Origin of the sequence: Lentilactobacillus curieae, from assembly GCF_000785105.2 — a bacterium.
Taxonomy (GTDB): Bacteria; Bacillota; Bacilli; order Lactobacillales; family Lactobacillaceae; genus Lentilactobacillus; species Lentilactobacillus curieae.
This window is the reverse complement of record NZ_CP018906.1, coordinates 699,194-712,672: the sequence shown is the minus strand read 5'-3', so window position 1 is coordinate 712,672 and position 13,479 is coordinate 699,194. Positions and strand designations below refer to the sequence as shown.

The 13,479-nt window shown below is 40.8% G+C and carries 13 protein-coding genes; 10 read left to right on the top strand and 3 right to left on the bottom strand.

All coding sequences use genetic code 11. From position 1 onward, the window contains the following. Window positions 1-30 precede the first annotated feature (30 nt). Both PL11_RS03460 and PL11_RS03455 read right to left on the bottom strand, forming a co-directional pair. Complete coding sequence (locus PL11_RS03460; RefSeq protein WP_035166392.1) at window positions 31-1,359, bottom strand: ammonium transporter; 1,329 nt, start codon at window positions 1,357-1,359, stop codon at window positions 31-33. A gap of 203 nt (window positions 1,360-1,562) precedes the next feature. After that, window positions 1,563-2,201 (bottom strand): NAD(P)H-binding protein, encoded by a 639-nt coding sequence (locus PL11_RS03455; RefSeq protein ID WP_035166391.1) that lies wholly within the window; start codon window positions 2,199-2,201, stop codon window positions 1,563-1,565. A 150-nt stretch (window positions 2,202-2,351) separates the two neighbouring features. On the opposite strand from PL11_RS03455, the gene PL11_RS03450 reads away from it, so the two are divergent. Genes PL11_RS03450 through PL11_RS03440 form a run of 3 tightly spaced genes read left to right on the top strand, consistent with a single transcriptional unit; the run spans window position 2,352 to window position 5,065 of the window. Next, window positions 2,352-4,271 carry a heavy metal translocating P-type ATPase gene (locus tag PL11_RS03450; RefSeq protein WP_035166390.1) on the top strand — a complete coding sequence of 640 codons (1,920 nt, stop codon included), beginning with the start codon at window positions 2,352-2,354 and terminating at the stop codon, window positions 4,269-4,271. Between the two features lie 28 nt (window positions 4,272-4,299). Then, entirely contained in the window at window positions 4,300-4,527 is a 228-nt protein-coding gene (locus PL11_RS03445) for a heavy-metal-associated domain-containing protein (protein ID WP_035166389.1), read from the top strand. Window position 4,528: 1 nt separating this feature from the next. Further along, the gene (locus PL11_RS03440; protein WP_035166388.1) at window positions 4,529-5,065 is read left to right on the top strand and encodes a ferritin-like domain-containing protein; all 537 of its coding nucleotides are present in this window, start codon (window positions 4,529-4,531) and stop codon (window positions 5,063-5,065) included. Between the two features lie 298 nt (window positions 5,066-5,363). On the opposite strand, the gene PL11_RS03435 is transcribed toward PL11_RS03440, so the two are convergent. Next, a complete protein-coding gene (locus PL11_RS03435) occupies window positions 5,364-6,338 on the bottom strand; it encodes an aldo/keto reductase (RefSeq protein WP_191982084.1) in 975 nt (324 codons plus the stop codon). Window positions 6,339-6,549: 211 nt separating this feature from the next. On the opposite strand from PL11_RS03435, the gene purE reads away from it, so the two are divergent. From purE to purF, 7 genes are read left to right on the top strand one after another with little or no spacing between them, the layout of a single operon-like run. Further along, the gene (gene purE, locus PL11_RS03430) at window positions 6,550-7,041 is read left to right on the top strand and encodes a 5-(carboxyamino)imidazole ribonucleotide mutase (RefSeq protein WP_035166386.1); all 492 of its coding nucleotides are present in this window, start codon (window positions 6,550-6,552) and stop codon (window positions 7,039-7,041) included. Further along, window positions 7,022-8,155 carry a 5-(carboxyamino)imidazole ribonucleotide synthase gene (gene purK / locus PL11_RS03425; RefSeq protein WP_035166385.1) on the top strand — a complete coding sequence of 378 codons (1,134 nt, stop codon included), beginning with the start codon at window positions 7,022-7,024 and terminating at the stop codon, window positions 8,153-8,155. Before purE ends, purK begins: the two co-directional genes overlap by 20 nt. A 10-nt stretch (window positions 8,156-8,165) precedes the next feature. Then, window positions 8,166-8,891: a phosphoribosylaminoimidazolesuccinocarboxamide synthase gene (gene purC, locus PL11_RS03420; RefSeq protein ID WP_035166384.1), complete on the top strand. Its 726-nt coding sequence runs from the start codon at window positions 8,166-8,168 to the stop codon at window positions 8,889-8,891. A gap of 2 nt (window positions 8,892-8,893) precedes the next feature. Further along, entirely contained in the window at window positions 8,894-9,160 is a 267-nt protein-coding gene (purS, locus tag PL11_RS03415; RefSeq protein ID WP_035166383.1) for a phosphoribosylformylglycinamidine synthase subunit PurS, read from the top strand. Then, the gene (gene purQ, locus PL11_RS03410; RefSeq protein ID WP_035166382.1) at window positions 9,157-9,840 is read left to right on the top strand and encodes a phosphoribosylformylglycinamidine synthase subunit PurQ; all 684 of its coding nucleotides are present in this window, start codon (window positions 9,157-9,159) and stop codon (window positions 9,838-9,840) included. Before purS ends, purQ begins: the two co-directional genes overlap by 4 nt. Next, window positions 9,833-12,052: a phosphoribosylformylglycinamidine synthase subunit PurL gene (gene purL, locus PL11_RS03405; RefSeq protein ID WP_035166381.1), complete on the top strand. Its 2,220-nt coding sequence runs from the start codon at window positions 9,833-9,835 to the stop codon at window positions 12,050-12,052. The genes purQ and purL overlap by 8 nt, the downstream gene beginning before the upstream one ends. Further along, entirely contained in the window at window positions 12,037-13,476 is a 1,440-nt protein-coding gene (purF, locus tag PL11_RS03400; protein ID WP_035166380.1) for an amidophosphoribosyltransferase, read from the top strand. The genes purL and purF overlap by 16 nt, the downstream gene beginning before the upstream one ends. The last annotated feature ends 3 nt before the right edge of the window (window positions 13,477-13,479 follow it).

The following is a 13,479-nucleotide window of genomic DNA, read 5'->3' as shown; positions in this document are numbered from 1 at the left end:
AGTATAGCAAATCATTGAGAGCCTGAATCATCAATCTGGATCTGAATGCTTAGTCAACTGACCAATCTGGCCGCGGAATTCTTTACTGTAAACACTGAGATCACTGCGATACGTATCGATGTCTTGTGACATCTCAATAGTGTAATCAACTTCTTCACCATGTTCACCTTTATCCAATCCTAGCTCTTCTTCTTTTCGGTTGACGCGCATTGGCATAACTAGAGAAAGCCCCTTAATGATGATGGAGCAGGCGATAATTACAAATACGATGGTAAATAAAGTAGCTGTGATTTGGATTCCGAGTAGTTTCCAGCCACCCCCATAAAACAAGCCGTTTGAAGTAACGATAGGGTTAACACTTTTAGTGGCAAACAAGCCAGTCGCAATACTACCAACGATTCCACTAATTCCGTGACAACCAAAGGCGTCTAGAGCATCGTCAATTCCGATTCGGTCTTTTAATTGAGATACAAAGAAGTAACTTGCTAGTGTGGCAAGAATTCCGATGGCAAATGCTCCGGGGATGGTTACGAAACCAGCTGCGGGGGTAATCCCAACTAAACCACAAAGCGTTCCCGTACATACCCCGACTAACGTTGGTTTTCCAGAAATAATCATGTCAAGAATCATCCAAGTTACCATTGCAGTCCCAGTTGAGACCGTGGTGGTGACTACCGCGGCAACGGCTACGTTGTTGACCGCCAAGGCTGAACCGGCGTTGAATCCATACCAACCAATCCAAAGAATTGCGGTTCCTAGAAGTACCCATGGAAGGTTGTAATGGGTGTGAGGGATATCACCATAGTGAATTCTTTTGCCAAGAAATGCTGATAGAACGAATGCTGTAACTCCGGCATTGATGTGGACGACAGTTCCACCTGCAAAATCAAGGGTGCCTAGTTTAGCAAGAATGCCGCCTGTACTCCAAACCATGTGCACCATAGGGTAATAAACCAAAATTGACCAGACAATCAAAAAAACTAATAAGAAATTGAATTTGATTCTGCCGACAACCGCACCAACGAATAGTGCGGGGGTAATGATTGCAAACATCATCTGAAACAAAGAGTAGATGCTTTCAGGGATTTTAGTAGCTGTAAGACTATCAGCTTTAAATCCGTGCATAAAGAAGTGATTCAAATCACCGATGAATCCAAAGTGGTCACCGCTGAATGATAATGAGTAGCCAACGATGATCCAAAGTAAAATTGCTACTCCAGTCATTATGAAAACAGATAGCATTGTATTGACTACGTTTCTTTTTGAAACTAGACCACCATAGAAAAATGCCAGGCCTGGAGTCATAAATAATACTAAGATACTGGAAAGTATAACGAATGATGTGTTAGCCAAACTCATAGAACCGCTCCCTTTTATTTAATGTTAAGAATTCTAACATTCTGATTAGAAAATAAAAAGGATTTTTTTATAGATGTCATATACCAATTTTTGAAAACAAATGAAAATTCATTGGTAAATATAAAAAAACACCTCCAAAATTTTTTTTGGAAGTGTCCCACGTGATGTCATATAAAGTAACATTGCAGAGTGCTATCACTAAATTAAATCGCTAGTACAGCATCTTCAATCGGTGTATCCCCGTTGCTCATAGCAAGTACTTTGCGGATAGTTCTTTCATTCTTAATGATCGTAATCAGTGTTTCCGCCACGTCATCAATTGTGTTGGTACTTGAAGTGAATTGCCCTAGTGTGATTTTTCCTGTTCCGGGTTCTTCAGTTAATGAAGTTGGCTGGAGAATTGTAAAGTCAAGGTCAGTGTTGTTCATTAACCATTTGTCAGCGTAATGTTTAGCGATTAGGTAGTTAGTCAAAGGAGATGCGTCTGGTTCGCTGAATGCTTCAAGATCTAATGAATCTCGAGAACTAAGCATAATAAATCGACGGATTCCTTTATGTTCAGCTCCCCGCATTACCTTAACGGCGCCATTGAGGTCAACTTGAAGTAAGTCCTTACCACCTGAGCCTGCTGCGAAAATGATAACATCACTTTCTGGTAACTCCTCATTAATTATCTCTGGAGATGCGTGCAGGTCAATTTTGAACGGGGTAACGTTATTACCCTTGTCAACTTTTTCGGGACTCCGGGCGCCTGCAAATACTTCAACATCTGGGGCGTTGGTCAACTTTTTTACGATTGTAGAACCTACACGACCGGTGGCTCCAATCACAGTGATTTTCATCTTGTGCCCTCCTAATAGTTATTTTAACAATTAAATTATACTTTCATATTGAGAATTTAAAAACCAAAACAACTTGAAATTTACTTGATGGGGATCAATTTTTTATGAAGGGCTGTATTTTAAACTTGATTTGTAAGGGAGATGAGCAGGATGAAATTTTCAAAATATATCTATAAACATACAAATGAAATTACCATTGCTTCGGCAATTCTGATTGGGATTGCCTTTGCTGGTCACTTGTTGGGAAATGAATCGATCGTTGCAACGTTCTTTTTAATTGCTTCGATAATTGCTGCTACGCCAATCATTTTAAAGGCTGTTTCAGCACTACGATATCGAGTGATTGGGATTGAACTCCTCGTTAGCATCGCAGTAATCGGGGCTATTTTAATTGGGGAGTTTGAAGAGTCGGCGATTGTCACCTTCCTATTCTTATTTGGAACTTTTCTTGAGGAAAAAACACTTGGAAAGACTAGAAATTCGATTAAAGCGTTAACCGACTTGGCACCAAAGACGGCCACACTAGTGACTGATTATGGTGAAGTTGAAGAAGACGTGGATTTCATTGATGAAGGAGACGTAGTTATCGTCAAGGCTGGTAATCAAATTCCGGTTGACGGTCGTGTGATTGAAGGTACAGCAAACGTTAACGAAGCAAGCGTTACGGGTGAATCAAAGCTAGTTGAGAAGACTACGGGTTCAGACACGTTTGCTGGAACAATTGTTGATAATGGAACCATAAAGATCGAAACTACCAAAGCAGGCGAAGACACTACGTTTGGAAAAATCGTGGAATTGGTTGAAGAAGCTCAGGACACTAAATCGCATGCAGAGAAGTTCATTGACCATTTTGCTAAGTACTACACACCAGCAGTATTGATGATTGCGTTTGTGGTGTGGCTCATTACTAGGGATGTCCCTTTAGCAATCACCGTTTTGGTTTTGGGTTGTCCAGGGGCCCTCGTTATTGGAGCTCCCGTTTCTAGTGTTGCCGGAATTGGTAATGGTGCTCATAACGGTGCTTTGATCAAGGGCGGCGAAGTAATGGATACTTTGAGTAAGGCTGACGTGATGGTGTTTGATAAGACCGGTACCTTGACTAAAGGCCACCCAGAAGTAGTTTCATTTAAAAACTATGAGGCAACAGATGAATACCTAGACTATTTTGCCCAGATTGAACGGCAGTCTGAACACCCATTAGCCAAAGCGATTGCTGATTATTTGGATTCACAAGGAACGCAAACTGCAAACCAACTAGAAAAGGTTGCTAGTGTTGATACAATTAAGGGAAAGGGAGTTAAGGCACAGATTAATTCTGGGGATGTGTTGATTGGTAATCCTAAACTATTGGCAGATTATGCGATTGATTTATCTAGCGAACAACATGCTGATTACGAAAAAATGACTTCGGCTGGTCAGTCAGTTTCGATTGCAACGATTGCTGGTAAGGTTAGTGCAATGTTTGGAATTGCAGATGCAATTAGGCCTGAAGTCAAGGAAGAACTTGCCACTCTAAAAGAAATGGGAATTAAGCAATTGGTGATGCTGACTGGAGATAATGCCGCAACTGCCCAAATCGTGGCTGATCAGCTAGGAATCGATGAGGTTCATGCAGAACTGTTACCCGATGAGAAAGTTGAATATGTTAAAAAGATGCAGGCCGCCGGGCTAAAAGTTGTCTTTGTTGGTGATGGTATTAATGACAGCCCTTCACTAGTAACGGCGGACATTGGAATCGCAATGGGAGCGGGAACTGACGTGGCAATTGAAACATCAGACGTAGTTTTGATGTCATCTAAATTTGGCGAGTTAGTTCACGCCTACGGAATTTCAAAGCAAACTGTTAGAAATACTTGGGAAAACATTATTATTGCTGTTGGTACGGTTGTGTTTTTACTAGTCGGATTGATTTTTGGATACATCTACATGGCTAGCGGAATGTTTGTCCATGAAGCAAGTATCCTGGTGGTTATTTTCAACGCGATGAGATTAATAAAGTATCGACCAAAAAGTCAGCAAGTTGATAAAAACTTGATGCAGGTCAATTTAAACGAATCTGGAAACCATTAAACTAAAGGTAAATTAGGAGGAGATAGTTATGAGTAAAGCAATCTTACAATTAGACGCATTGTCATGCCCTTCATGTATGCAAAAGATTCAAGGTGCTCTTGAAAAGCAAGCGGGAGTTTCAACAGTTAAAGTTTTATTTAATGCCGCAAAGGTAAAAACAGAGTTTGATAGCAGTGAAATTAGTGCTGATGCATTGGCAAAAACTGTTAGTGATTTAGGTTACGAAGTTCAAAATATGAAGGTTAAGGAGGACTAATATGCAAAGCCCAGCAGAGTTATTCGCAGAAGAAGTAAAGCAAGCAGATATTGATCACCATACCCCAACGGCCGGGGCGATGATTGGCCATATCGTTAGTAATTTGGTAGTTTTAGCTAATAAGCTACAATTAGTCAAATGGTATGCTAAAGGACCACAGGCGCCAGTTATTAAGCAACAGGCAGCAAAATTACTTGTGCAAGCGCAGCAGCAAAAAGATCAACTAGGTACGTTGCTAGTGGATGAGAATCTATTGACGCCAACTACGACTAAGGAATTTAGTGAGTATGCAATGCTTGAGGAAAACGGTCAGAATAAGTATGAGAGTGCCGAATGGCAAATCGAAAACTTGGTTCGCGATTATGATACGGAAAACTTGTTCATTACTAGAGCAATTAAGTTGGCGGATAAGGAAGAACGCCCGGTGGTAGGCCAATTTTTGATTGGATTACTAGGTGAAAACAACCATAACATTGCGGAATTGCAGGCAATGTTGGGTAATGATCCGAGGGAGGGGTTGGAGGAGGAGGAACTGTAGGAATCTGTGATTCCGTGACAGTTCCCCCACAACGGCACCTCTAACTAAACGCCGTGAGAAGCGGCGTTGAGTCGTGATGGCGACTGTGTAGATAATCGAAGGAATCTGCGATTCCGTGACAGTTCCCCCACAACGGCACCTCTAACTGAACGCCGTGAGGAGCGGCGTTGAGTCGTGATGGCGACTGTGTAGATAATCGAAGGAATCTGTGATTCCGTGACATTTTCCCCACAACGCCACCTCTAATTAAATATAACTGAAAAGGTCAGCAACTTATTAGTTGCTGACCTTTTTTCTACTACCACAAATATTCAACTGGGTTCTTAATGTACTTGTCGTAAACATCATTAACAATTTTCATCTGTTCATTGGTTAAACTTGGCTCATCAGAGGCAATTGTATTTCTTTGAATTTGATTAGGCTTACTTGCACCGGGAATAACCGTTGAAACAGAGTCATACATCAAAATGAATTTCAATGCTGTTGCAGCTAAGTTATCAGTTCCGAGACGCTCCTTAAGTTCACTTGCTGCTTTTACTCCGGTAGCGTAGTCAACGCCAGAGAATGTCTCTCCCTTATCAAAAAACTCGCCATTTCGGTTATTTGTTCTGTGATCTTCCTTTGGAAATTTAGTGTCTAAGGTATATTTTCCAGTTAAGAGGCCACTAGCTAACGGAACGCGGGCTAATATTCCTACGTTGTGTTTAGCGGCTTGTTCGAAGAAAAGGTCTCTTGGGCGAAGTCTAAACATATTGAAAATTATTTCTACGGCTGAAATGTCATAGCTTAGAGCCTTTAAACCTTCTTCAACGCGTTCAACACTAACTCCGTAATTTTGAATCTTTCCAGCTTTCTTCAATTCGTCCAATGCAAAGAAAGTCTCTGGCATGTAGTAGACACTCATTGGTGGACAGTGCAAAAGCACCATATCAAGAGAATCGACACCAAGGTTGGTTAATGACTCTTCTACATAACGATTTAAATGCTTTTTATCAAAGTTCTCAACGGAAAGGGGATCCTTACGACCGATTTTAGTAGTGAAATGAACGTCTGGATGAGTTTTTAAAAATTTTCCAACTGTGTATTCACTATCACCGTCTTGATAACCGTCAGCGGTATCAAAAAAGTTTACCCCGTTATTATAAGCTTCCTCAAGTGTATCCATTGCATCCTTTGAATCCAATGGGGTCCCCCATTGGCCACCAAGCTGCCATGTACCCAGAGAAACTTCGCTGACTTTGAATCCAGTTTTACCTAAAGTTCTATATTTCATAATTATCGTTACTCCTTTTAATTCCTTGGGTAAATCATACTCCCACTAGAGATGAAAAGGAATTTGAAAATCAGCCCCCAGCAAAACACGAACAATAGTGCTTATGAAAACTATAAATTTCAGTGAAAAATAAAAAACACGAACATTAGGTATTGACTTAAAAACAATTGTTAAGTATTATTTAGACACAAAATAAAACGAGGTGTGATTGATGGCTAGCGAAAAAGTTGCTGTAGTAATGGGATCAATTTCCGACTGGGACACAATGAAACTCGGATGTGAAGTGCTAGATAACTTAGGCATCGAATATGAAAAACACATAATTTCGGCTCACCGGATGCCTGATGAGTTGACATCGTTTGGTAAAGAAGCCGAACAAAACGGCTTTTCAGTGATAATTGCTGGGGCGGGTGGAGCTGCACATTTACCAGGAATGCTTGCTGCTAACACTGTCTTGCCTGTAATCGGTGTTCCAATTAAAACACGAACATTAAACGGAATGGATTCTTTGCTTTCAATTGTCCAAATGCCATTCGGTGCTCCGGTTGCAACTGTAAGCATCGGTGATGCAGGAGCTAAAAATGCGGCAATCCTAGCTGTCCAAGTAATCGCTAGAGGTAATTCATCACTAAGAGATAAATTGCTTGAATTTAAACAAAACCAACGCGAGGAGGCAAAGGCCAGTGAACAACGCCTTGATTAAAACCATTCTCCCGCCAGCAACAATTGGAATCGTTGGAGCTGGCCAACTTGGACAAATGATGGCTCAAAGTGCTAAGGAAATGGGCTATAAGGTGATTGTCTTGGACCCAACGCCAGATGCACCTGCAGCTCAGGTTTCTGATTTCCAAATCGTTGCTGATTACGATGACCATGAAGCCATTATGAAATTAGCGAAACTCAGCGATGTTCTGACTTACGAATTTGAAAACGCTGATGAAAATACCTTGGATGAAGCTAAACAATACAGTGAACTTCCACAAGGAACAGACTTACTTAGAACAACAGGAAATCGGCTTAACGAAAAGAACTTTCTTAAGGATTCTGGGGTGCCAGTCGTTAAGTTTGCTGAGGTGACAGACGAGTCTTCACTGAAAAAAGCAGTTGAGATTACAGGCTACCCAGCAATTTTAAAGACTGTGTCTGGTGGCTATGACGGTCACGGTCAGATGGACATTAATGGCAAAGAAGATTTGTTTGCGGCCCAAAAGTTATATCAGGGCAGTCGTTGCATTTTGGAAGCTAAGATTAAATTTCACGCTGAAGCATCAGTTATGGTAACGAGAGCTGGAAATGGTGAGGTCGTTAGTTTCCCATTAGTTGAAAACATTCACCATAACCACATTCTCCATACAACCATTGCCCCTGGTAGATTTTCACAGTCAGTTCACGAACAGGCTAGTGAAATCGCCAAGAAGATTGCTGAAAAGCTTAATTTGTTCGGTGTTTTGGGAATCGAAATGTTTATCACTGAAGATGGCCAGGTGATGGTTAATGAACTTGCTCCTAGACCACACAATTCGGGTCACTATTCCATTGAAGCCTGCAACGTTTCTCAATATGAAGCTCACGTTCGTAGTATTTGTGGGTTACCAATCCCAAAGATTGAACAGTACAAACCAGCAGTTATGAGAAACATTCTTGGAAATGATTTAACGACTGCCCGTGAATTACTAATCAATCATCCAGAGTGGCATTTTCACGATTATGGTAAAGCAGTGTTCAAACCACAGCGGAAAATGGGCCACGTTACCGTTGTCGGTGATGATCAAGAAAAGTTATTAGACACAGTTGCAATGTTAACCGGTGAAAATTAAAGGAGAAATCATGACAGAACTTACTAAGCAAGATTTACTTTATAAAGGCAAAGCAAAGGAAATGTATTCAACTGAGGACCCAGAAGTAGTTTGGGTTCACTATATGGACCAGGTCACTGCATTTAACGGTAAGAAAAAAGTTCAAATGAGTGGTAAAGGTGCTGCTAATTGCAATATCTCCAGCCTGATTTTCAAAGACCTAACAGCCAATAGCATTCCTAACCACTTTATCGAGCAAATTGATGACAACAACCAGTTGGTTAAACGAGTAAACATCATTCCATTGGAAACCGTAGTTCGGAACATGGCTTCAGGTAGTTTTGAAAGAAAGTTTGCCACTGAACATTTAATGAAATTCGAAAAACCGGTTGTGGAATTTTTCTATAAGAGTGATGAACTTGATGATCCATTTATTAATGAATCTCAAGCTGAAGCTCTCGGAGTTGCTACACCTGCTCAAATGACTACCATGATTACAATTGCTCTTCAGGTTAACAAACGCCTTAAAAATATTTTTTTGAATATGAACATTGATCTAGTTGATTTTAAGGTTGAATTTGGAATTGATGGCACTGGAAACCTAATCTTGGCAGACGAAATTTCACCTGATAGTTGTCGACTAATAGATAAATCAACTGGCAACTCACTTGATAAAGATGTGTTCCGTAAAGGTTTGGGAGAATTGGTTCCCGTTTATGATGAAATTCTAGACAGACTTAAAACTGTGGAGGCGTAATTATGTATCTGGCAAAAATCTACGTAAATTACAAACAATCAATTTTGAACCCAGAAGCCCAAGCTATCAAAGGGGCAATTATTAATCGGCTTGGCTATGATGAGGTAAACGACCTCAAGCTTGGTAAGTATTTTGAATTAACCATTGACGGGGTTAAGAACAAAGATGAAGCAGCTAAAAAGACTGACGAAATTTGTGATCAATTATTAGCAAACGTAAATATGGAAACCTATAAATATGAAATCGAGGAATTGGAGGCCGCAAAATGAGGTTTGCAATTTTAAGTTTTCCAGGCTCAAACTGTGAGTATGATTTACTCCATGCAATTACTGATGTGATGGGGGAAACGGGAGAACTAGTTTCATACAAAGGTGGTTCTCTTAACGAATTTGATGCAGTGCTGATTCCAGGTGGGTTCTCATACGGAGATTATTTACGGGGTGGCGCAATTGCTCGTTTTTCACCAATTATTACTGAGTTGATTAAATTTGCCAGAACTGGAAAACCAATCGTGGGAATTTGTAACGGATTTCAAATTTTAACGGAAGCTGGTTTATTGCCAGGAACGTTGTTAACCAATAAAACGGCCAAGTTTATCTGTAAGCCAGTTAAACTTCAAGTTCAAAATAACCAAACAATGTTTACTAGTGAGTATCAGTTTGGTGAAGAAATTGAATTGCCAATTGCTCACGGAGAGGGAAATTATTTTTGCGATGCAACTACCTTAAAAGAGCTTGAAGAAAATAATCAAATAGCATTTAAATACGCGGAAAACCCTAATGGTAGTGTCGATGATATTGCCGGAATTGTTAGCAAAAGTGGCAACGTATTAGGGATGATGCCTCATCCTGAACGAGCTGTTGAAGAGTTACTTGGTTCCACTGATGGAATCAGATTGTTTAAGTCGATGATTGAAAACGTAATGAGTAGAGGAATTGTCTATGATTAAACAAGCCGTGTCACCACAAGAAATCAAGGATCGAAAGTTGTATGCGAATATGGGTCTCACAGATCATGAATATGACCTAATCGCAAACCAAGTCTTAAAACGCAAACCTAATTATACTGAAATTGGCCTATATTCTGGTATGTGGAGTGAGCACTGTTCTTATAAAAACTCTAAGCCGGTTTTGAAGAAGTTTTATTCAAAATCTAGTCGGGTAGTTCAAGGACCAGGTGAAGGAGCCGGAATTATCGATATTGGTGACGGTAAGGGCATTGTTTTTAAAGCCGAGAGTCATAACCATCCTTCAGCTGTTGAGCCATTCCAAGGTGCAACAACTGGTGTTGGCGGTATCCTCCGCGACATCTTTTCAATGGGAGCTCAGCCAATTGCTTGTCTTGATAGTTTGCGTTTTGGGGAAATCAAAAACCAGAACGACAGCTACTTCATTTCCCAAATCGTAGCTGGAATTAGTGCTTATGGAAACTGTATCGGCGTTCCAACAGTCGGTGGTGACGTTGCATTTGATGATGCGTATTCAAAAAATCCGTTGGTTAACGTTATGTGTGTTGGTTTGATGGATTTGGATAAAATCAAGGTTGGTAAGGCTGCCGGTGTTGGCAACAGTATTATTTATGTTGGTGCAAGTACTGGTCGTGACGGAATCAATGGGGCTTCATTCGCCTCTTCACAATTTGATTCTGAACACGAAAGCCAACGTTCGGCTGTTCAAGTTGGTGATCCATTTACTGAAAAATTAGTAATGGATGCCTGCCTCGAAGTTATTAACAATCATCCAGATGCCTTGGTTGGTATTCAGGATATGGGTGCCGCTGGGCTGGTCTCGTCATCTGCTGAAATGGGTTCTAAAGCTGGCGGCAATGGAATGACGCTTGATCTTGATTTAGTCCCACAACGTGAATCGGGCATGACACCATTTGAAATTATGCTTTCAGAATCTCAAGAAAGAATGTTGTTGTGTGTTCGCGCAGGACATGAACAAGAAATTCTTGATGTGTTTGATGACTTTGGGGTTCAAGCAGCAGTCATTGGTCACGTTACTGAAGGCTCTAACTACAAGTTGATTCATCATGGCGAAGTTGTTGCTGATGTTCCCGTTGATTCACTAGCATCAGATGCCCCAGTTTATCACCGTGAATCACAAGTCCCTGATAGATTACTTCATGCATCAAATGAACAGTTTGATCCTCAAGTTAAGGATTTAGAAGCTACCACCAATAAGATGCTAGCTCAGCCAACCATTGCTTCAAAACATAGTATTTATGAAACTTATGACACTCAAGTACAAACTAACACAGTGGTTGCCCCTGGTTCAGATGCTGCGGTCCTTCGAGTTCGTGGGACTAACAAGGCTCTGGCAATGACTACCGATGTTAATGGTCGTTACTTATACTTAGACCCACGGGTTGGTGGGCAAATGGCAGTCGCTGAAGCAGCTAGAAATGTTGTTGCTTCAGGTGGGTTGCCAGTCGGAATCACAGACTGTCTAAACTTTGGAAATCCAGAAAAGCCTGATCAATTTTATGAATTAGACCAAGCCGTAATGGGAATGACTGATGCATGCAAGCTATTCGACACTCCAGTAATTTCTGGAAACGTATCTTTGAATAATGAATTTGACGGTCAGGCTATCTACCCAACTCCAATGGTGGGGATGGTTGGATTGATTGAAAAACTTGAATACATTACGACTCAAGATTTTAAAGGCACTGATGACTTAATCTACATTGTTGGTAAAACAGGTAACGACTTTAACGGTTCAGAAATTCAGAAAATGTTAACTGGAAAAGTTTCAGGTAAACTGTTCGATTTCAATCTTGATACAGAATTTTCCAATCAAAATAAAGTTAGAACAGCTATCGAAGCGGGCACTGTCCAAAGTGCCCATGACTTGGCTGAAGGTGGTTTGATGGTTGGTTTGCTTGAAAGCGGATTTGGTCATGAAGTTGGTTTCGATGTCACTGTTAACTTAACAGCTAGTCAGATGTTTGCTGAAACTCAATCACGGTTTGTGGTTTCCGTTTCCAAGAAACAACAGTCGGCATTTGAAAAAATCATGGGTAATGCAGCTACTCTAGTTGGTCAGACAACTTCAGATGGAATGGTTAATATCACTACTTCGGACAATCAATTAAAACTATCGATCAAGGATGCAAAGAAAACCTGGAAGGGAGCACTCGAATGCCAAATGAAGTAAAAAGTTTAAATGAAGAGTGCGGCGTCTTTGGAGTTTGGGGAACCCCAAATGCTGCCAGATTGACATATGTTGGTCTGTTTGCCCTTCAACATCGTGGCCAAGAAGGTGCAGGAATTACGGTTAATAATGATGGGGTGCTTACTACTAAACGGGGAATGGGATTGTTAACTGACGTTTTTCCTAATCAAGAAGCCGTGGGTGAATTAACCGGATCTTCAGCAATTGGCCATGTGCGCTACTCAACTGCTGGAAGTAATCTGTTAGAAAATATTCAACCACTACCATTTAACTTCAGTGACTCTCAATTTGCTTTAGCTCACAACGGAAACCTAACGAATGCGATTTCGATTAGAAAACAACTTGAAAGTCGTGGAGCAATCTATCACTCAAGTTCCGATACCGAGAACCTAATGCACCTTATCCGCTTAAGTCGGCAAACTAATCTAGATGATCAGGTTAAGGAAGCACTGGACACGATTAAGGGGGGCTTTGCTTACCTAATTATGACTAACGACAAGTTGTATGCAGCTCTTGATCCTAATGGTTTTCGACCTTTAGTTGTTGGTCAATTACCGGATGGCGGTTACGTTGTGACGAGCGAAACTTGTGCACTGGATGCGGTTGGTGCGGAGTTTAAGTTTGATGTTAAACCTGGGCAGCTACTGATCATCGATGACAATGGTTTGAAAATTGATAAATATACTGAAGATACTCAACTAGCGATTTGCTCCATGGAATTTATTTACTTTGCTAGACCTGACTCAGATATATACGGAGTAAACGTCCATTCAGCACGAAAAAGAATGGGAGAAATGTTAGCTAAAGAACACCCTGCTGATGCAGATATGGTAATTGGGGTTCCCAATTCCTCTTTGTCAGCGGCCACCGGTTACTCCGAGGCTTCTGGTTTACCTTATGAAATGGGCTTGATCAAAAACCAATATTCATCCAGAACGTTTATCCAACCAACTCAAGAACTACGGGAACAAGGAGTTAACATGAAGCTTTCGGCCGTAAAGGGTGTGGTTGCCGGTAAAAAAATCGTTTTGGTGGATGATTCAATCGTTCGTGGAACTACAAGCAAACGAATTGTTAAGCTCCTTAAAGATGCTGGTGCAGCAGAAGTTCACCTTCGGATCGCATCACCAGCATTAAGATACCCATGCTTTTACGGAATCGATATTCAAAGTGTTAAGGAATTGATTGCTGCGAATAAAACTGTTGAAGAAATGCGTGAGTACTTTGGTGCTGACTCACTTGCATTTTTAAGCACAGATAACCTGATTAAGGCGATTAATTTAAAAAGCGATGCACCAAACCAAGGTCTATGTGTTGCTTACTTTGACGGTAAGTACCCAACGCCACTTTATGATTATCAAACTGAGTACAACTACGAATTACGATCACTTCAAGAAATGAGGTAGAAA